The sequence below is a fragment of the Promicromonospora sp. Marseille-Q5078 genome (assembly GCF_050315395.1).
GTDB lineage: Bacteria > Actinomycetota > Actinomycetes > Actinomycetales > Cellulomonadaceae > Isoptericola.
In genome coordinates this window covers 4353987-4372178 of record NZ_JBNPQG010000001.1, presented here as the reverse complement: position 1 = coordinate 4372178, position 18192 = coordinate 4353987, and the positions used below count along the sequence as shown (strand labels likewise).

Sequence of the window (18192 nt, the reverse complement as noted above, 5' to 3'; positions counted from 1 at the left end):
GGTCAGGGGTCGGGCGTGCCCGGCCCGGTGTGCAGGAGCTCGCGCGCCTGCTCGGCCGCGCGGGCGATGCTCTCGCCGACGAAGTCCAGGAACCGGGCCATGTTCTCGAGGCGGGCGCCCGCCGGGGACTCGCGGCCCAGCACGCCGACCCCCTGGCGCGCGACCTCGGCCATCTGCGCGTTGGAGCGGGCGGCGGCGAGCATCGACTGGTACCAGGCGTCGCCGTCCGCGGCGTAGCGCTCCCGGCGGCCCTCTTCGCGCTCGCGGCGGATCAGCCCCAGGTTCTCCAGGAGCGCGACCGCCTTGGAGACCGACGCGGGGCTGACCTGCAGCCGCTCGACGAGCTCCGCCGCGGTGAGGCTGCCCGAGTCGGCGACGTACAGGAGGGTGAGCACGCCGGCCGCCATGCGGGGGAGCCCGGACTGCATGAGGAGCGTCGTGAAGGTCTCCTCGTACGCGCGGAGGGCCGCGTCGTCCGGGCCGTCGGCCTGCGGCGCCCGGGCGCTCCGCGCGGCGGGACGACGGCGGTGGGCGCGCTGCTGCGTGGCGCGGTGCGCGAGGTCGGCGCGGTACGCCCCGGGGCCCCCGTTGCGCATCACCTCGCGCGTGACGGTGGACGTCGGCCGGTCGATCCGGCGGGCGATCTCCGCGTAGGCGAGGTCGTCGGCAAGGCCGAGCGCGATCTGCTGGCGCTCGTGCGGGGTGAGCCGGCCTCCGGGCATGGTGGTCCTCCTCGGTCGTAAGGCGCCCACGTTACGTTCATCTTCCCCCCGATGCAACGACGCCAGAGGCGCCGATTGCGTTGATGTTCAACTTGGATGCAACAAATAATGGCATCTGACCTGCATCAACGTGTTCTGGATGCAACATTGCTCTTGCCATACTTCGTGAATGCAACGTAGCGTTTCTCCTGTCAGAAACACTCGCACCGATCACCGCAGGAGCTGAGCCCGATGCAGACCTTCGACACCCCCACCACCGTCACCGCCGTCGTCGACATCCCCGCCGGCCACGTCACCTTCATCGCCGCCGACCGGTCCGACACCACGGTCGACGTCCGGCCGCTCAACGCGTCGAAGGGGCGCGACGTCAAGGCCGCGGAGCAGACCACCGTCGCCTTCGCGGACGGCGTCCTGCGCGTCACCGGCGAGGTGACGAACCAGGCCTTCGGCGGCTCGGGGTCCGTCGAGGTGACGGTCCAGCTGCCCGCGGGCTCGCGGGTCGAGACCAAGGCCGCGAGCGCGCAGCTGCGCGGCGTCGGCCGCCTCGGCGACGTCGTCGTCGAGAGCGCGCACGGCGACGTCAAGCTCGACGAGGCGGCGAGCGCCCGCCTCGCCACCCAGGCCGGCGACATCACGGTCGGCCGGCTCACCGGCCCCGGACAGCTGCGCACCGCGAAGGGGAACCTCACCGTCGACGAGGCCACCCGGGGCGCCCTCGTGCTCGACACCCAGCTGGGCGACGTGACCGTGGGGGCCGCCGCGGGTGTTACGGCGTCGCTCGACGCCGGCACCACCCTCGGCCGGGTCCGCAACGCGCTCACCAGCACCGGCGGCGACGTCGCGCTGGAGATCCGTGCCACGACCGCGCTGGGCGACATCGCCGCCCACAGCCTCTGACCAGGCGGCGTCGGGCGGCCCGGGCCCGCCGGAGCGACGAGTTCCGTCGCTCCGGCGGGTCTGCCACGTCATGACCTTCACCGGAACCCTGGACGCCCGCTTCAGCGAGGCCACCGCGCCCACGCCGTGGGGGGAGGTCGCTTCCGCGCTGACGGGCGCGACTCTCTACCGCCTCACCACCGTGCGCGCCGACGGCCGTCCGCACGTCACGCCCCTCGTCGGCCTGTGGGTCGACGACGCCTTCGTGTTCTGCACCGGCCCCGACGAGCAGAAGGCCCGCAACCTCGCGCACGGCGCGCTGGTGGCGGTCACCATCGGGTCGGACGCCTGGGACGACGGGCTCGACGTCGTCGTCGAGGGCACGGCCGTCCGCGCCACGGGCGGGCCGGAGCTGCGTCGGCTCGCCGACGCCTACCGCGCCAAGTACGGCGGCGCGTGGGACTTCGAGAACGACGACGAGTCCTTCGACCCGCACGGGCAGCGGGCGCTCGTCTACCGCGTCGCCGTGGACAAGATCCTCGCGTTCGCCAAGTCCCCGCACGGGCAGACGAGGTTCCGCCCGTGACCCGGCGTGGGCGCCGCTCTCAGGTGCGGCGCTCGTGCCGGACGGGCTTGAGCCGGTCGGGCGCGTCGGTCGCGGGCTCCCAGGTGCACGTGAACCAGCCGCGGTAGCCGAACAGGAAGCCGAAGCGGTGGTTGGTCACGCGCAGGTCCACCTCGAACCGCTGGGTCGCGTCGTCGTACCGCTCGCGCAGCAGGGCGCGGCCGCTGAAGAGCATCGGGAAGCGGAACCCCACCGGGCCCGCGTAGAACCGCTGGGCGTCGGACGTGAGGACGAGCCCGCCGTCCTCGTCGACGTGCAGGTCGAGGTCGACGGCGAGGTGCTGGTGGGTGCCGAGGTAGTCCACGACCGAACCGCCGACGTCGATCATCGTCGCGTCGAAGCGGCGGCGTCGCCCGCGCACGTCGTAGGACCGCACGAACGTCACCGTCTCGCGGCCGAGCGGGTCGCGGTACGGGTAGTTCTCGATCGTGAACGGCACGTCGGTGCCGACGTCGGGCACGAGGATGTTGCGCAGCCGCCCCACCTGCAGGAACGGCACCGTCCACCACGGCCCGCGACGGATCTCCGTCATCACGCCGGTCCCGACGCACGCCTCGCCGCCGCCCAGCCCGACGTCGAACCGGCGCTGCAGCATCGGGTGCAGGCGCTCGAACTCGGCGCCCATCGTGCGGCGGAAGATCGACCGGGTGTCGGCGTCGGTCGTGGGGGAGCTCATGGACCGGCCTCCGGGGCGGGCAGGGTGTCGAGGGTCCTGGGGGCGTCGCGCAGGTGGTCGTCGCGACGGCGGCCGCGCGCGGGGGCGCGCCGGCAGCGGCCGGCGCGCGGCCGGTCGGAGCGCCACACCCACAGCACGCTCCACAGCGGCCAGCGCTCGGGCTCCTCCCCGCGCTCGGCCCACAGCCGCAGGCGGTCGAAGCTCCACGCCGTCGCCCAGCCGAGCACCGGCCGGGCGACGCGATCCAGCACGCGGCCCCAGCCGGGGTCGTAGTCGTAGCCAGTCACGAACCGGACGCCGTCGCCGTCCGGCGTGTACCGCCAGTAGCCCCGGCCCGCGCGGATCGGTGAGCGCCGGTCGGTGGTGGCGAACCGCAGCGCCGACGTGCGCGTGCCGTCCGGCCGGGCCGACTCGCCGATGCTCACGCCGTCGCCCGCGACCGTCCCGACCGGCGTGCGGCGCGTGTACGTGAACCGCGTCGCGCCTCCGGCGGTGGGCGTCGTCGGCACGATGCGCGAGAACCGGACGTCCCAGCGCACGTGCTGCGCCGGGTCCTGGGTCAGCGCCCAGACCGTCTCGAGCGGTGCGTCGATCCTCGTCTCGACGTAGATGCCGCGGCGGGTCACAGCCGGTCCGGGACGGGGTCCGCGTCGATGGTCGGCACCGTGGCCGAGCACTCGGCCACCACCGACCCGTGCTCGTCCATGAGCGCCGCGCGGGCGATCCAGCCGCCCGGGTCCTCGGGCACGGCGACGGTCGCGGACGCCACCTCGTCGGGCACCGACACCCCGAGGTCGCCGACGCCGTCGTCCCGCTCGACGGCTCCGCCGAACGGGACGCCCGAGGTGAAGTCACCCCTCTCGGGCGACGCCACCGCCACGGCGGCCGTGGTGGTGCCCACCTCGGGGTTGTCGCTCGCGTCGATGCCGAGGCCCGTGGACCAGGCCACCGAGACGTGCCAGCGCTGCTCGGTCGTGCGGGTGATCCCGAGCCGGGAGTCCCACGACGTGTCCCGCGAGCTGGCGAAGACCGCCGACGCGGCGAAGTCCCCGGTGCCGACGCACGACGTGTCGTGCTCGGACGCCTGGGTGCTCCCCCCGCTGCCGCTGGTGACGCTCATCGCCGCCGCCGCGGCGCACAGCACCAGCGCGACGGCGTAGGTGACGCGCCGCGGCCAGCGCAGCCACGGGGCCCGGGCGTCACGGGCCGCCCGGAGGCGGGCGACGAGGGGGTGCAGCTCGGGCGTGGTGGTGCGCACGGCGACGGTGCCGAGCAGGGAGTCGGCGAACGTGCGCCCGTCGCTGCGGAAGGCGGAGCGCAGGTAGCCGATGAGCAGGATCGTGTCGAGCACGTGGGCGAACCAGCGCAGCACCGTGCCGGGCAGCCCGATCGGGCGGCCGGAGCGGTCGTCGACCACCGCGATGCCCGCGACCCGCTTGCCCGGCGTCATGCCGGTGTACGCCTGGAGGGCTCCGAGCACCAGCAGCGTGCCCGCGATCCACGCCGCGGTGGGGGCGTCGGGGGCGTCGGCGTCCTGGCCCACGCCGGGGAGCGCGGCGAGCGCCGGGGCGTGGCCCGTGGCGAGGAACGCGACCGAGGCGATCAGGGCGGAGTCGAGCAGCGTCGCGAGGACCCGCAGGCCCCACGGGGCGCACGGCCTGTCGTCGGTGAAGGGCCCGAGCGCGTCGCCGACCGGGGGCACGACCGGGGGCGCCGGAGGGGCGGCCGGCGTCGTCGAGGTCATGGCGGGATGTTTCCACGGGCACCCTGGTCCGTCCATAGGGTGTCCAGCCCGCGCTCAGGCGACGATGCTGACAGGCGCCACCCCGTCGCTGTGGGTACGAGATTGGTCAGAATTCGGCCCCGGATTCCAGCCGAATTCGTACCCACAGCCGTGGGGCGGGTCGTCAGACCGCGGCGCCGGCGTGCAGCGACGCCGCGAGCGGGGCGATCTCCGGGATCTCGTCGGCACGAGAGAGGGCGCTCCGGGGGCCGTCGTCGTCGGCACCGCGTAACGGCGTCGTCACGACGGGGTTTCGCAGGTTACGTCTGGGCCGACCGGGAGCCGCAGGGTCTGGCCCTGTGCCCGGGAAGCCGTTCGGGAGACGGTCGTAACAGCTCGACCCCAGCCCCCGAGGAGCACCATGACGACGTTCCTGGCCCGAAGACTCGGCATCGCCGTTCTCGTCCTGTTCCTGCTGTCCCTGCTCGTGTTCGGGATGGTCAGGCTCATGCCCGGCGACCCCGCCGCGCAGTACCTGGACACCACCAACCCCGACCCCGCCCAGCTGGAGGCGATCCGCGCCCAGCTCGGCCTCGACGTCCCCTGGTACCAGCAGTACCTCGACTGGATCGGCGGGGTGCTGCACGGCAGCTTCGGCACCTCGCTGACCCGCCCGTTCGAGATCGGCGCGCAGATCGCCGACCGGCTCCCGGCGAGCCTGCAGCTCGCCGTCGTGGCCTCCGTGCTCGCGATCGCCGTCGGCGTCCCGGCCGGCGTGCTCGCGGCCGTGCGCACCGGCCGGCCCGCCGACACGACCGTCCGAGCGGCCTCGTTCCTCGCCCTGTCCGTCCCGGCGTTCGTCATCGGCACGATCGTGGTGATGGTCAACTCCCGCACCCTGCGGCTCGACCTCATCGGGTACACCCCGTTCGCCGAGGACCCCGCGGCCTCCGTGGCCCACATGCTGGTGCCGGCGCTGGTGCTGTCGCTGCCGATGGCGGGGACCCTCAGCCGCTACACGCGCAACATGGTGATCGACGTGCTCTCGCAGGACTTCGTGCGCACCGGCCGCGCGAAGGGTGCCTCGACGGGCTACCTCGTGCGGCGCCACGCCGTCCGGTCGGCGCTCGTGCCGGTGACGACGGTCGTCGGCATCCAGCTCGGCACCCTCGTCGGCGGCACGATCATCGTCGAGAACATCTTCGCGATCCCGGGCATGGGGTCGCTGCTCATCGAGGCGCTGAACTCCTCCGACTACCCCACGATCCAGGCCTGCGTCCTGGTGCTCGGGGCGGTGTACATCGCGATCAACCTCGTCGTGGACCTGCTGTACCCGGTCATCGACCCTCGGATCAGGACGGTGAGCTGACATGGCCGGCGCTGCGACCCTCGACCCCCGGGCCTTGCGGCGGCCCCTCGCGCTCCGGCTCCCGGGCCTGCGCCGCCTGACCGGGAGCTCCGCCCTCACGGCCGGGGCCGCGATCCTGCTCGGGCTGCTCCTCCTCGCGGTGCTCGTGCCGCTCGTGAGCCCGTGGACGATCACCCAGATCGGCGACGACCCGTTCGCCGGCCCGGGGAGCGGCCACCTGCTCGGCACCGACAACCTGGCCCGCGACAACCTCACGCGGCTCGCCGCCGCCGCCCGTACCGGCCTGCTGATCTCGACGGCGGCCACGGTGCTCGCCGCGGCCGCCGGCTCGGCGGCCGGCATCCTCGCCGGCTACCTCGGCGGGGCGGTGGACACCGTGATCATGCGGGCGGTCGACGTCATGCTGGCCATGCCGGCGATCCTGCTGGCCCTGGTCATCGGGGTCATCGTCGGCGACGGCACCTGGCCCCTGATCCTCTCCCTCGCGGTCATCTGCGCCCCCGGGTTCGCCCGCGTCATGCGCGCCCCGGTGATCGCGATGCGGGAGCGCGACTTCGTCGTCGCGGCGGAGATCGCCGGCGTCCGGCGCGGGCCGATCGCCCTGCACCACCTGCTGCCCAACGTGCTGACCCCGTTGTTCGTGCAGTTCGCGGCCACCGCCTCGATGGTCGTCCTGCTCGAGTCGATCCTGTCGTTCCTCGGCCAGGGGGTGGTCCCGCCCGACCCGTCGGCCGGCCGGATGATCTCCGACGCCACCCGGTTCATGGCGCGCGACCCGTGGCTGGTCGTCCTGCCCTCCGCGCTCATCGTGCTGCTGACGATCGGGTGGAACCTCGTCGCCGACGGCCTCCAGCAGGTGCTCTCCCCCCGCAAGGGCGACACGCACGTCGCCGTCGACCAGGCCCGCCCGCTCGTGGTGCGCGCCGACGACCCCTCCGACGAGAGCGAGGTGGCCCGATGAGCCGCAGCACCCGGGGAGCCGGCCTGCTGGCCGGCCTGGTGACGGTCGCGCTCCTGCTCGCGGGCTGCGCCGGCGCCGACGCCGTGGGCGAGGTGCCGGACGAGCCGGTGGCCGGCGGCGTGCTCCAGTACGGCACGGACGTGCAGCCCGTCGCGGGCGGCATCGACCCGTACGTGGCCGCGTCGTTCGCCGCGCAGAACGTGTACGTGCAGATCTACGAGTCGCTGCTCACCAAGGACGACGACGGGACGATCCAGCCGGGCCTGGCCGAGAGCTGGAAGGAGGTCGACCCGACGACGTACCGGTTCACCCTGCGCGACGGCGCGGCCTTCTCGGACGGCTCGCCGCTCACCGTCGACGACGTGATCTTCTCCTTCGACACGATGAAGGAGTCGGGCGCCGCGCAGGCCAGCATGCTCACCGCGCTCGACTCGGTCGTGGCCGTCGACGACCGCACGGTCGAGTTCCGGCTGTCGACGCCGAGCGGGGCGTTCCTCAACCTCGTCGCCGGCGAGGGGACGGGCGTGATCGTGAGCAAGGACTGGTACACCTCCACCCCGCCCGAGGAGCGCCAGCGCACCGCGCTGGGCACCGGCCCGTTCCGGCTGACCGCGTGGCAGGACAACGTGGTGCTCTCCCTGCGCCGCAACCCGCACTACTGGGACGCCCCGCACCCGTACCTCGACGGGATCGACTTCCGGATCATCCCCGACGACCAGGCGCGCCTCGCCGCCCTGCGGCAGGGCACGGTCGACGCGATCTGGATCGGCGACCAGCAGCTCTCCGAGCAGGTGGAGCAGGAGGGGTTCCAGGTCGGGCAGAACGCCAAGACCCGCGACCTCACCATCTACGTCGACACGACGAGCGGCCCGCTCGCCAGCACGGAGTTCCGGCAGGCCCTGTCCACCGGGCTGGACCGGGACCAGCTCGCGACGCTCGCGTCGTACGGGTACGGCGAGCCGTCGCTCGTGGTCCCGGTCGGCGACCCGGCGTCCGTCGGCCCCGACGCCGACACCCCGCACTACATGCACGACGCCGCGAAGGCGCGCGCGCTGCTCGCCGCGAGCGGCGTCGAGGACCCGACGGTCACCCTGACCTACCCGAGCGACGCCGCGTTCGCGCGCGACGTGGCCCTGTACGAGGTCATGCAGGAGCAGCTCAAGGACGTGGGCATCACCCTGAAGCTCCATCCCGCCCCGTGGGCCGACATCCTCGCGGGCTACGTCTCCGGCTCGTACACCGGCCTCACCGTGGTGCCCGGCACCGCCCAGCCCGACCCCTCGGGGTACTTCGCCCCGTTCCTCGCCCCCACCCCGATGAACAAGACGGGCGCCGCGGGCGAGGCGGCGTCGGCCCTGTTCGGGCAGTACGTCGCGACCGCGGACCCCGAGGCCCGCACCGCGATCCTCGAGCAGCTCGAGGACGAGGTGGCGGACCAGGTCCTCGTGCTCGTCCCCTACGTCGTGGCCCAGCGGCAGGAGATCTGGTCGCCCCGCCTCCAGGACTACGACGTCGACCCCTACTCGTTCCGCAAGCACCTCGAGGAAGCGTGGTTGGTCCCATGACGACGACCCTGACCGAGACCCCGACGGCCGCCACCATGACGCTCGCGCTCGACGTCGACGGCCTGTCCATCGGCTACACGGGCGGCCCCGACGCCGTCTCCGACGTCTCCCTGACCGTCGCGCCGGGCGAGATCCTCGGCATCATCGGGGAGTCCGGCTGCGGCAAGTCCAGCATCGGGCTCTCGCTGCTCGGCCTGCTCCCGTCGTCGGCATCCGTGCGGGCCCGCCGCATGGCGGTGGCGGGGCACGACCTCGTCGGCCGCAGCGACCGCGACCTGCAGGCCGTGCGCGGGAACGACGTGTCGATGATCTTCCAGGAGCCGATGAACGCCCTGAACCCCGTGATGCGGATCGGGGACCAGATCGTCGAGGTGCTGCGGCTGCACGGCCGGTCCACCGGCCGGCGCGCCGACCGCGTCGGCGAGCGGGCGCGCGCCCTCGAGCTGCTGCGCCTCGTGCAGGTGCCGGAGCCGGAGCTGCGCCTCAAGCAGTTCCCGCACCAGATGTCGGGCGGCATGCGCCAGCGCATCATGATCGCCATCGCGATGGCGGCCGAGCCCCGGCTGCTCGTCGCGGACGAGCCGACGACGGCGCTCGACGTCACCGTGCAGGCGCAGATCCTCGACCTCCTGCGCGACCTGCGGGACCGCACGGGCACCGCGGTGGTGCTCGTCTCCCACGACCTCGGCGTCATCGCCGAGACCTGCGACCGCGTCGTCGTCATGTACGCGGGCCAGGTGATCGAGGAGGGCACGCCGGCCGAGGTGCTGTCGGCGCCCGGCCACCCGTACACCGCCGGGCTGCTCGCGAGCATCCCGACGGTGGACCACGAGCCCGGCACGGACCTGCCGACCATCCGGGGCGGCATCACGGCCGACGACCGCGCCCGCGCGGGCTGCCGCTTCGCGCCCCGGTGCCCCGCCGCGCGGCCGGAGTGCGGGGCGCCGCAGGCCCTGCGCACCGTGCCCGGCGACGGCCGCCGGGTGCGCTGCGTGCTCGCCGACGTCACGGAAGGGGAGGACCGATGAACGACCCGCACGACTACCTGGTCTACGTCGAGGGGCTGCAGCAGGACTTCCCCGCCCGGGGCGGCGCCCCGGTCCGCGCGTTGGACGACGTGACGTTCTACGTGCGCCGCGGCGAGACCCTCGGGCTCGTCGGCGAGTCCGGCTGCGGCAAGTCCACGCTCGCCCGGGCCGCGCTGCTGCTGCGCGAGCCCACCCAGGGGCGCGTGGTCTTCGACGACACCGACACCTCGACCCTGCGGCGCGGCGCCCTGCGCTCGACCCGGCGACGCATGCAGATGGTCTTCCAGGACCCCAACGACTCGCTGGACCCGCGGTTCACCGTGCTGCGCTCGGTCGCGGAGCCCCTGGTCGCCGCCGGGACGGGACGGGCCGAGGCCCGCCGCCGGGCCGCGGAGACCCTCGAGCGGGTGGGCGTGCCCGCCGAGCAGCACGAGCGCCGCCCGCACGAGTTCTCCGGCGGGCAGCGGCAGCGCATCGCCATCGCGCGGGCGCTCGCGGGCGAGCCCGACTTCCTCGTCCTCGACGAGCCGACGTCGGCGCTCGACGTGTCGATCCAGGCGCAGATCCTCAACCTGCTCCAGGAGCTGCAGCGCGAGCGCGACCTCACCTACCTGTTCATCTCGCACAACCTGGGCGTCGTGCGGCACCTCGCCACGCGGGTCGCGGTCATGTACCTCGGCCGAGTGGTGGAGATCGGGCCGACGGAGCAGATCTTCCGCGACCCGCAGCACCCGTACACGCGGGCGCTGCTGTCGGCCGTCCCGGACCCGAGCGGCGCCGCCCGCGAGCGCATCGTGCTGAGCGGCGACCTGCCCAGCCCGCGCCACCGCTACCCCGGGTGCGCGTTCGCGTCCCGCTGCTGGCTCGCGACCGACGAGTGCCGCACCGAGCGTCCGCCGCTGCGCGACCACGTCGACTCGGCCGGCGAGCACGTCGCCGCCTGCCACCACGCGGGCTCGCCGCTGCTGCCCGCCGACATCCCCGTCGGTCCGCCGGCTGCCGCCCCGACCGACCCCGTCACCGCCTGAAGGAGCCCGCGATGCCCGAGATCCCCGCCGCCGGACCGATCACCGCCGAGACCGTCGTCTACCCCGCCCGCCTCGTGCGGACCATGGACCCCGCCCGGCCCACCGCCGACGCCGTCGCCGTGCGCGGCGACCGCGTCCTCGCCGTGGGCACCCTCGAGGAGCTGGCGGCGTACCACCCGGACCGCGTCGACGACCGGTACGCCGACGCCGTGCTGCTCCCGGGGTTCGTCGAGGCGCACAGCCACGCGTCGTCCGGCGGGTCGTGGGACAGCGTCTACGTGGGCCGGTTCGAGCGCACGGCGCCCGACGGCCGGGTGTGGCCCGGCTGCGACTCGATCGACGCCGTGATCGAGCGCCTCCGCGAGGCGGAGCGGCAGCTCGGCGACCCGGAGGAGCCGCTGCGCGCCTGGGGGTTCGACCCGCTGTTCTTCCCGGGCGAGACGTTCGGCGCGGCCGAGCTCGACCGGGTCACCACGACGCGGCCCGTCCACCTGCAGCACGCCAGCGGGCACATCTGCGTCGCGGGCTCGCGGCTGCTCGAGCTCGCGGGCATCTCCCGGGACACGCGCGTGGAGGGCGTGGTCATGGGCCCGGACGGCGAGCCCACGGGCGAGCTCCAGGAGTTCGCGGCGATGGGCCTCGTGTGGGCGGTGATCGGCGGCAACCTCATGGAGCTGTCGGCCGGCTCGCTGCGGGCCTTCGCCCAGGACGCGGTCAACCAGGGCGCCACCACGCTGACCGACCTCGGCTCGGTCGCGCTGGCGCGGCCGGGCGGGGAGCGCGTCTACCTGGACACCGCGACCGGCGACTTCCCCGCCCGGATCAGCGCGTTCCACTTCGGGTCTGCGGGCGCGTCGTCGGTGCGGGCCGAGGAGGCGGTGGCGCGGATCGTCGCCCTCGCGGAGGAGAGCACGGACCTCGTGCGGTTCGGCCACGTGAAGCTCATGCTGGACGGCTCCATCCAGGGGTTCACGGCCCGGCTGCTCGAGCCGGGGTACCTGGGCGGGCGGCCGAACGGCATCTGGGGCATGACCCCGGAGGAGTTCGAGGAGTCGCTGACGATCTTCCACCGCGCGGGCCTGCTGGTCCACGTGCACTGCAACGGCGACCAGGCCACCCAGCTCTTCATCGAGGTGATGGAGCGCGTGCTCACCGCGTTCCCGCGCCCGGACCACCGCCACACCGTCACGCACTCGCAGATGACCACGCCGGCCCAGTACCGGCGGATGGCCGCGCTCGGCATGGGCGCCAACATCTTCGCCAACCACATCTGGGCGTGGGGCGACCAGCACATGGACGTCACCGTGGGGCCCGACCGGGCGGCGCGCATGAACGCCGCGCGCTCCGCGCTCGACGCCGGGGTGCCGGTCTCGCTGCACTGCGACACGCCCGTCACCCCCCTCGGGCCGCTGAAGACGGTGCAGCACGCCGTCACCCGGCGCACGCCGTCCGGCCGCGTGATGGGCACCCACGAGCGGATCACCGTCGACGAGGCGCTGCGGGCCGTCACGCTCGGGGGCGCGTTCCTGCTGAAGATGGACCACGAGGTCGGGTCGATCGAGCCCGGCAAGCTCGCCGACCTCGCCGTGCTCGCCGACGACCCCTGCGCGGTGCCCGAGGACGAGATCGGCGCGATCCGGGTGCTCGGCACCGTCGTCGGGGGCCGGCACCACGCGTCGCGGGTCGGCCTGCCCGCCGCGGCCGCCGCCCCCGAGCCCGTCGGCGTCGGGGCCTGACGTGGACACCCCGGTCACCGTCCTCGGCGGCTACCTGGGAGCGGGCAAGACGACGCTGCTCAACGGCCTGCTCGACACCGCGGACGGACGCAGGATCGGCGTCGTCGTCAACGACTTCGGCACCGTGAACGTCGACCGCCGGCTCGTGCGGAGCGCCACGGCGGACACGATCGAGCTCGCCGACGGCTGCGTGTGCTGCTCGCTGCGCGGCGAGGTCGGGGAGGTCATGCGGCGGCTGGCCGCGCGGGACGACCTCGACCACGTCGTCGTCGAGGCCAGCGGCATCGCCGACCCGACGGGCCTGTCGACGTGGGGCGCCTTCCCCGGCCTCGCGCCGGGCCGCACCGTCGTGTGCGCGGACGTGACGACCGTCGTCCGCAAGGCCCGCGACCGGTACGTGGGCGACGTCGTGCGCACCCAGCTCTCCCGCGCCGACGTGCTCGTCCTCACCTGGTGCGACGTCGCGGCGCCCGAGGCCGTCGACGCCGCGGAGGCGGTGGCCCGCCGCCACGCCCCGGGCGCCCGGCTGCTGCGCTCGCGCGGCGGTGACCTGCGCGCGGCGGACCTGCTCGGGGGCCCGCCGGCCGCCGGGACGCGGGAGGACCAGGCGGTTCCGCCAGTCCCGCCGCCGTCCGACGACGGGCACGGGCACGTCACGCGGTTCGTGCCGCTGGCCGGCCCGGTCGACCCGGCGGCGCTGGCCGGCACGCTGCGCTCGCTGCCGTCCGCCGTCGTGCGCGCCAAGGGCGTGGTCCGCTCGGCGGCCGGCGGCAGCGTGGTCGTCCAGGCGGTCCCCGGGCAGGTGGAGGTCGCCGAGCGGACGTCCGCCGGCGCCGACGCCGCCCACGCCGAGCCCGGGGTCGTCCTCGTGGCCGTGGGCGGGGGAGCGGCCGAGGCCCTCGCGGCCGCCGCGTGCCGCCTGGCCGGGCTGCTCGGCGTGCCCGGACGGGACGACGTTTCCGCGGCGTAACGCGTGGACCCCGCCGGTACCACGGGGTCTGGCGCTGTCGGGAGGGGGCCCCGGCACGCACAGTGGAGGCAGCCCCATCAGCACCCTCATCAGCACCCCCATCGACATCGAGGAGGCATCTGTGCCTGCACCCCAGGACGCCGCCGGGCGTCTCACCTACGAGCTCGACCGCGCCCACGTCTTCCACTCCTGGTCGGCGCAGCAGGAGCTCGACCCGATGGTCGTCACCCGCTCCGAGGGCTCCTACCTCTGGGACGCCGACGGCCACCGCTACCTCGACTTCTCGGGCCAGCTCGTCTACACGAACGTCGGCCACCAGCACCCCCGGGTCGTCGCGGCGATCCAGGAGCAGGCCGCCACCCTGTGCACGATCGCCCCCGCGCACGCCAACGACAAGCGCGCGCTGGCCGCGAAGCTCATCACCGACCGGGCCCCGGACGGGATGACCATGGTGTTCTTCACCAACGGGGGAGCGGACGCCGTCGAGCACGCCGTGCGGATGGCGCGCCTGCACACCGGCCGCCGCAAGATCCTCACGCAGTACCGCGGCTACCACGGCGGCACCGACCTCACGATCAACATGTCGGGCGACCACCGCCGCTGGCCCAACGACGACGGCCGCTCCGGCGTCGTGCACTTCTGGGGCCCGTTCCTTTACCGGTCGGCGTTCCACGCCACCACTCAGGAGGAGGAGTGCGCCCGCGCGCTGGAGCACCTCGAGGAGACGATCCGGTTCGAGGGGCCCGACTCGTTCGCGGCCCTCGTCCTGGAGACCGTCGCCGGCACCTCCGGCGTCATGCCGCCGCCGCCCGGCTACCTGGCCGGGGTGCGGGAGATCTGCGACCGGTACGGGATCGTGTACGTCGCGGACGAGGTGATGGTGGGCTTCGGCCGCACCGGCACCTGGTTCGCCGTCGAGCAGTTCGACGTGACGCCCGACCTCATCACCTTCGCCAAGGGCGTGAACTCCGGCTACGTGCCGATGGGCGGCGTCGTCATCTCCGACGCGATCGCCGAGACGTTCGCCCACCGCGTCTACCCGGGCGGGCTCACCTACTCCGGGCACCCGCTGGCCGCCGCCGCGGCCGTCGCCACGATCGAGGCGATGACCGACGAGCGCATGGTGGAGAACGCGGCCGAGATCGGCCGCACCCTCCTGGGGCCCGGGCTGCACGACCTGGCCGAGCGGCACCCCAGCATCGGCGAGGTGCGCGGGCTGGGCGCGTTCTGGGGGCTGGACCTCGTCACCGACCGGGCGACGAAGGAGCCCCTGGCGCCGTACGGCGGCACGAGCCCGGCGGTCAAGGCCGTCCTGGCCACCGCGAAGCAGCACGGGCTGCTCGTCTTCAACAACTACCATCGGGTGCACCTGGCACCCCCGCTCAACGTCACGGAGCCGGAGGTCAAGGAGGCGCTGGGCGCCCTCGACGTCGCCCTCGGCGCGGCCGACGACGCCTACACCGGCGCCTCGCTCTGACGTCCGGAACGCAAGGAGGATCTCCCATGTCGATCACCCATCCCGCTGACGCCCCCGTCGCCGTCGTCACGGGCGCCAGCAGCGGCATCGGTGCCGCCACCGCCAAGGCGCTGTCCGCCGTCGGCTACGACGTCGTGCTCGGCGCCCGCCGGGTCGAGCGGCTCGAGAAGGTCGCCGCCGAGTGCGGCGGCACCGCGATCGCGCTCGACGTCACCGACGACGACTCCGTCGAGGCGTTCGCCGCGCAGGTCGAGCGCTGCGACCTGCTGGTCAACAACGCGGGGGGCGCGCTCGGGAGCGACTCCCTCGCCGAGGCCAACCTTGACGACTGGAAGTGGATGTACGACGTCAACGTGCTCGGCACGGTGCGGGTCACGAAGGCCCTGCTGCCCAAGCTCGTCGCGTCCGGGGACGGCCAGGTCATCACGATCGGCTCCATCGCGGCGCGGGAGCCGTACAAGGGCGGCGCGGGCTACAACGCCGCCAAGCACGCCGAGGCGGCGCTCACCCGGGTGCTGCGGCTGGAGCTGCTCGGCCAGCCCGTGCGGGTGTGCGAGATCGACCCCGGCATGGTGCACACCGACTTCTCGCTCGTGCGGTTCAAGGGCGACCAGGCGAAGGCGGACGCCGTCTACTCCGGGGTCGAGCCGCTCACGGCCGAGGACGTCGCGGACACGGTGAGCTGGGTGGCGACGCGGCCCGCCCACGTCAACATCGACCAGATCCTCATGCTGGCGCGCGACCAGACCTCGGCGCAGGTCGTGCACCGGCGCGAGTCCTGACGGCACGGGTGACGGACGGCGGCGCCCGCGCGTCCGGGCGCGGGTGGATCGACCGGCGCTCGGGCGAGCCGCTCTACCTGCAGGTGCGGGCGTACGTGGAGCGGGGCCTGGCGGGCGGCGCGTTCCCGGCCCGCCGCCCGCTGCCGTCGTCGCGTCACCTGGCCGCCGAGCTGGGCGTCTCGCGCAACACCATCAACGCCGCGTACGCCGAGCTCGTGAGCCTCGGCCTGCTCGAGGCGCGGCCGCGGTCGGGCCTGTACCCGAGCGCGACGGCGACCGCCGCCGCCCCGGCGTCGCAGGCTCCGCCGAGCGCGTCGCCCGCGGCGCCCGGGTCGTCTGGTGCACCCAGCGCACCCGAGGCGCCCGACTGGTCCGACCACGTGGTGCCCGTGCGCGACCCGTTCCCGCGGGACCGCGTCGTCGAGCCCGACTACCGGGACTTCCCGTACCCCTTCCTCCCCGGCCAGGTCGAGGAGCGGGCGTTCCCGTCGCGGGCGTGGCTGCGCGCGGTGACGACGGCGCTCGACGGGCCGCACCGCCGCTACACGCTGCGGGACTCGGCGGACCGCGACGACCCGCTCCTGGTCGAGGCGATCCGCACCATGCTGCTGCCCGCCAAGGGCATCGACGCCGCGCCCGACGAGATCCTCGTGACGAGCGGGTCGCAGCAGGCGCTGAGCGTCCTGGCGGCCGCGCTGCTCGACGCCGGCCGGTCGGTCGGCGTCGAGAACCCGGGCTACGTGGACGCGGCCCGGATCTTCCACCGGTCCGGCGCGCGGGTCACGCCGTTCCCGACGGACCGCGACGGGGTGGTGCTCCCCGCGGACCCGGACGTCGACCTCCTGTACGTCACGCCGAGCCACCACCACCCCACGAACGTCACGCTCAGCGCGGCCCGCCGCGACGCGTTGCTCCGGGCCGCGACCGCCCAGGACATGCTCGTGGTCGAGGACGACTTCGACTCCGAGGTGCGGTACGTGGGGTCGCCCACGCCGACCATCAAGTCGGGGGACGCGCACGGCCGGGTCGTCTACCTCGGCACGTTCTCCAAGTTCCTCGCGCCCGGGCTCCGGGTCGGGTTCGTCGTCGCCGACGCCGCGCTGATCCGCGCGCTCCGGGACCGGCGGTACTACCAGACCAAGCATCCCGGCGGCCACGTGCAGCGCGCGCTGGCGGTCTTCCTCACCTCCGGCGACTACCACCGCCAGCTGCGCCGCCACCGCGTCGACCTGCGGGCCAAGTGGCAGACGCTCGGCGACGCCCTCGCGGACGAGGTGCCGTGGGCCCTGCCCGAGCGGCCGACGGGCGGCCTCTCCTACTGGCTCACCGGGCCGGAGGGCTTCGACGGCACGCGGGCCGCGGCGCTCGCCCGCGAGCGCGGCGTCCTGGTGAGCCCGGGCGAGCTCTACCACCTCACCCCGGACCCGCCGCGGCGCCACCTGCGGGTCGGGTTCAACGCCATCCCGCAGGCCAGGATCGTGCCGGGCGTCCACCGGCTGGCGCAGGCCATGCGCACCGCCCTCGACCCGGCCGCGGCCCCGGCGGCGGACCGATGACGGTCGACGGCGGGCTCCTCGTGCTCGCCCTCGCCGCCGTCACGGTCTCGACCTTCGTGCAGTTCGCGACGGGCTCGGGGTTCGGCGTGCTCGGCGGCCCGCTGCTCCTGCTAATCGACCCCCGGCTCGTGCCGGGGCCGCTGCTGCTGCTCACGCTCGTCGTGATGCTCGCGGTGGTGTGGTCCGAGCGGCGCGGGCTGCGGCACCTCGACCTGGGGTGGGCGGCGGTCGGCGCGGTGCCGGCGGCCGTCGGCGCGCTCTGGCTCGTGGACCTCATGGACCAGCGGGTGACCGAGGTGGTCGTCGGCCTGGTCATCGCCGTGGGCGCCGTGGCCGGGCTCGCGGGCTGGACTGTGCGGCAGGGCCGGGCGACGCTGCTCGGTGCCGGCGTCCTCGGCGGGGCGCTGAGCACGATCGCCGCGACGCCCGGCCCGCCGGTCGTCGTCGTGTACCGGGCGGACGACCCGGTCCGCTACCGGGCGAACCTCTCGGCGTTCTTCGTGGCCACCACGGTCGTCTCGCTCGCCGCGTACGCCGTCTCGGGCGACCTGGGGCGGCAGGACGTCGTGGCGGCGGGGTGGCTCGCGCCCGGCGTCGCGCTGGGCTGGTGCGTGGCGCGGCTGCTGGTGCGGCGGATCCCCGCCGCGGCGGTGCGGCCGGCGGCGCTGTGGCTCTGTGTCGTGTCGGCCGCGAGCCTCGTGGTCTCCGCGCTCGCGGGGTGAGCGGGGCGGCTCACCCCGCGGCGTCGGCGCTCCGCGCGGGGCGCGGCTCGTCGCGCGGCTTGTCCTTGACGACCTTGAGCCCGATGGCGCACAGGATGATGCCCGCGAGGAACAGGACCTTGAGGAGCGTGACGGCCTCGGTGCCGGTGACCATCGCCCAGGAGACGGTCAGCGCCGCGCCGATGCCGGTCCAGATCGCGTAGGCCGTGCTGATCGGGATGTGGTTGGCCGCGTAGCCGAGGCCGAGCATGCTCAGGGTCAGGGCCACGACGAACACGACCGTGGGACCGGGGTTCGAGAAGCCGTCGGAGGCGCCGAGGGCGGTGGCCCACACGGCCTCCAGCACGGCGCTCACCAGCAGGATCGCCCACGCCAT

General features: G+C 74.4%; 18 protein-coding genes. 13 read left to right on the top strand and 5 right to left on the bottom strand.

Annotation, left to right across the window (positions count from 1 at the left end; all coding sequences use genetic code 11):
* Positions 1-2: 2 nt before the first annotated feature.
* Positions 3-722, bottom strand: coding sequence for a GbsR/MarR family transcriptional regulator (locus ACQFYA_RS20100; protein ID WP_499127121.1), 720 nt, complete (start codon positions 720-722; stop codon positions 3-5).
* A gap of 231 nt (positions 723-953) precedes the next feature.
* Here ACQFYA_RS20100 and ACQFYA_RS20095 point away from each other — a divergent pair, with 231 nt between their 5' ends.
* Together ACQFYA_RS20095 and ACQFYA_RS20090 are read left to right on the top strand one after the other, a co-directional pair.
* A complete protein-coding gene (locus ACQFYA_RS20095) occupies positions 954-1619 on the top strand; it encodes a DUF4097 family beta strand repeat-containing protein (RefSeq protein ID WP_499127119.1) in 666 nt (221 codons plus the stop codon).
* 70 nt (positions 1620-1689) lie between these two features.
* Positions 1690-2184, top strand: coding sequence for a pyridoxamine 5'-phosphate oxidase family protein (locus tag ACQFYA_RS20090; RefSeq protein ID WP_499127116.1), 495 nt, complete (start codon positions 1690-1692; stop codon positions 2182-2184).
* Positions 2185-2203: 19 nt separating this feature from the next.
* Here the strand turns inward: ACQFYA_RS20090 and ACQFYA_RS20085 are convergent, their stop codons facing one another.
* The 3 genes from ACQFYA_RS20085 to ACQFYA_RS20075 are packed head-to-tail and all read right to left on the bottom strand — an operon-like array spanning position 2204 to position 4643.
* Positions 2204-2899 (bottom strand): DUF4166 domain-containing protein, encoded by a 696-nt coding sequence (locus ACQFYA_RS20085; protein WP_499127114.1) that lies wholly within the window; start codon positions 2897-2899, stop codon positions 2204-2206.
* Positions 2896-3525 carry an SRPBCC family protein gene (locus ACQFYA_RS20080; protein ID WP_499127112.1) on the bottom strand — a complete coding sequence of 210 codons (630 nt, stop codon included), beginning with the start codon at positions 3523-3525 and terminating at the stop codon, positions 2896-2898. The genes ACQFYA_RS20085 and ACQFYA_RS20080 overlap by 4 nt, the downstream gene beginning before the upstream one ends.
* Positions 3522-4643, bottom strand: a complete 1122-nt coding sequence (locus ACQFYA_RS20075; RefSeq protein WP_499127109.1) for an RDD family protein — start codon at positions 4641-4643, stop codon at positions 3522-3524. The genes ACQFYA_RS20080 and ACQFYA_RS20075 overlap by 4 nt, the downstream gene beginning before the upstream one ends.
* A gap of 400 nt (positions 4644-5043) precedes the next feature.
* Here ACQFYA_RS20075 and ACQFYA_RS20070 point away from each other — a divergent pair, with 400 nt between their 5' ends.
* The 11 genes from ACQFYA_RS20070 to ACQFYA_RS20020 all read left to right on the top strand — a co-directional run bounded on the left by ACQFYA_RS20070 (position 5044) and on the right by ACQFYA_RS20020 (position 17816).
* On the top strand, positions 5044-5991 hold the full coding sequence (locus ACQFYA_RS20070) for an ABC transporter permease (protein WP_499127107.1): 948 nt from the start codon (positions 5044-5046) through the stop codon (positions 5989-5991).
* 1 nt (position 5992) lies between these two features.
* Complete coding sequence (locus ACQFYA_RS20065; RefSeq protein WP_499127105.1) at positions 5993-6952, top strand: ABC transporter permease; 960 nt, start codon at positions 5993-5995, stop codon at positions 6950-6952.
* Positions 6949-8517, top strand: coding sequence for an ABC transporter substrate-binding protein (locus tag ACQFYA_RS20060; protein WP_499127103.1), 1569 nt, complete (start codon positions 6949-6951; stop codon positions 8515-8517). Before ACQFYA_RS20065 ends, ACQFYA_RS20060 begins: the two co-directional genes overlap by 4 nt.
* A complete protein-coding gene (locus tag ACQFYA_RS20055; RefSeq protein ID WP_499127101.1) occupies positions 8514-9545 on the top strand; it encodes an ABC transporter ATP-binding protein in 1032 nt (343 codons plus the stop codon). The genes ACQFYA_RS20060 and ACQFYA_RS20055 overlap by 4 nt, the downstream gene beginning before the upstream one ends.
* On the top strand, positions 9542-10573 hold the full coding sequence (locus tag ACQFYA_RS20050) for an ABC transporter ATP-binding protein (protein WP_499127099.1): 1032 nt from the start codon (positions 9542-9544) through the stop codon (positions 10571-10573). Before ACQFYA_RS20055 ends, ACQFYA_RS20050 begins: the two co-directional genes overlap by 4 nt.
* Positions 10574-10584: 11 nt before the next feature.
* Entirely contained in the window at positions 10585-12309 is a 1725-nt protein-coding gene (locus ACQFYA_RS20045) for an amidohydrolase (RefSeq protein WP_499127096.1), read from the top strand.
* Position 12310: 1 nt separating this feature from the next.
* The gene (locus ACQFYA_RS20040; RefSeq protein WP_499127095.1) at positions 12311-13279 is read left to right on the top strand and encodes a CobW family GTP-binding protein; all 969 of its coding nucleotides are present in this window, start codon (positions 12311-12313) and stop codon (positions 13277-13279) included.
* Between the two features lie 121 nt (positions 13280-13400).
* Positions 13401-14756, top strand: coding sequence for an aspartate aminotransferase family protein (locus ACQFYA_RS20035; protein WP_499127092.1), 1356 nt, complete (start codon positions 13401-13403; stop codon positions 14754-14756).
* 26 nt (positions 14757-14782) lie between these two features.
* Entirely contained in the window at positions 14783-15538 is a 756-nt protein-coding gene (locus ACQFYA_RS20030; protein ID WP_499127089.1) for an SDR family NAD(P)-dependent oxidoreductase, read from the top strand.
* Between the two features lie 8 nt (positions 15539-15546).
* On the top strand, positions 15547-17094 hold the full coding sequence (gene pdxR / locus ACQFYA_RS20025; protein ID WP_499127086.1) for a MocR-like pyridoxine biosynthesis transcription factor PdxR: 1548 nt from the start codon (positions 15547-15549) through the stop codon (positions 17092-17094).
* Positions 17091-17816: a TSUP family transporter gene (locus tag ACQFYA_RS20020; RefSeq protein WP_499127084.1), complete on the top strand. Its 726-nt coding sequence runs from the start codon at positions 17091-17093 to the stop codon at positions 17814-17816. Before pdxR ends, ACQFYA_RS20020 begins: the two co-directional genes overlap by 4 nt.
* A gap of 10 nt (positions 17817-17826) precedes the next feature.
* Here ACQFYA_RS20020 and ACQFYA_RS20015 read toward each other — a convergent pair whose 3' ends face one another.
* The gene (locus ACQFYA_RS20015; protein ID WP_499127082.1) at positions 17827-18192 is read right to left on the bottom strand and encodes a DMT family transporter; all 366 of its coding nucleotides are present in this window, start codon (positions 18190-18192) and stop codon (positions 17827-17829) included.

Bases quoted from the DNA above. Each gene is read 5' to 3' on its own strand.
- ACQFYA_RS20015 (WP_499127082.1), bottom strand. From the start codon at position 18,192: ATGGCGTGGGCGATCCTGCTGGTGAGCGCCGTGCTGGAGGCCGTGTGG.
- ACQFYA_RS20020 (WP_499127084.1), top strand. From the start codon at position 17,091: ATGACGGTCGACGGCGGGCTCCTCGTGCTCGCCCTCGCCGCCGTCACG.
- ACQFYA_RS20065 (WP_499127105.1), top strand. From the start codon at position 5,993: ATGGCCGGCGCTGCGACCCTCGACCCCCGGGCCTTGCGGCGGCCCCTC.
- ACQFYA_RS20050 (WP_499127099.1), top strand. From the start codon at position 9,542: ATGAACGACCCGCACGACTACCTGGTCTACGTCGAGGGGCTGCAGCAG.
- ACQFYA_RS20070 (WP_499127107.1), top strand. From the start codon at position 5,044: ATGACGACGTTCCTGGCCCGAAGACTCGGCATCGCCGTTCTCGTCCTG.
- ACQFYA_RS20060 (WP_499127103.1), top strand. From the start codon at position 6,949: ATGAGCCGCAGCACCCGGGGAGCCGGCCTGCTGGCCGGCCTGGTGACG.
- ACQFYA_RS20075 (WP_499127109.1), bottom strand. From the start codon at position 4,643: ATGACCTCGACGACGCCGGCCGCCCCTCCGGCGCCCCCGGTCGTGCCC.
- ACQFYA_RS20045 (WP_499127096.1), top strand. From the start codon at position 10,585: ATGCCCGAGATCCCCGCCGCCGGACCGATCACCGCCGAGACCGTCGTC.
- ACQFYA_RS20030 (WP_499127089.1), top strand. From the start codon at position 14,783: ATGTCGATCACCCATCCCGCTGACGCCCCCGTCGCCGTCGTCACGGGC.
- ACQFYA_RS20090 (WP_499127116.1), top strand. From the start codon at position 1,690: ATGACCTTCACCGGAACCCTGGACGCCCGCTTCAGCGAGGCCACCGCG.
- ACQFYA_RS20055 (WP_499127101.1), top strand. From the start codon at position 8,514: ATGACGACGACCCTGACCGAGACCCCGACGGCCGCCACCATGACGCTC.
- ACQFYA_RS20095 (WP_499127119.1), top strand. From the start codon at position 954: ATGCAGACCTTCGACACCCCCACCACCGTCACCGCCGTCGTCGACATC.
- ACQFYA_RS20085 (WP_499127114.1), bottom strand. From the start codon at position 2,899: ATGAGCTCCCCCACGACCGACGCCGACACCCGGTCGATCTTCCGCCGC.
- ACQFYA_RS20100 (WP_499127121.1), bottom strand. From the start codon at position 722: ATGCCCGGAGGCCGGCTCACCCCGCACGAGCGCCAGCAGATCGCGCTC.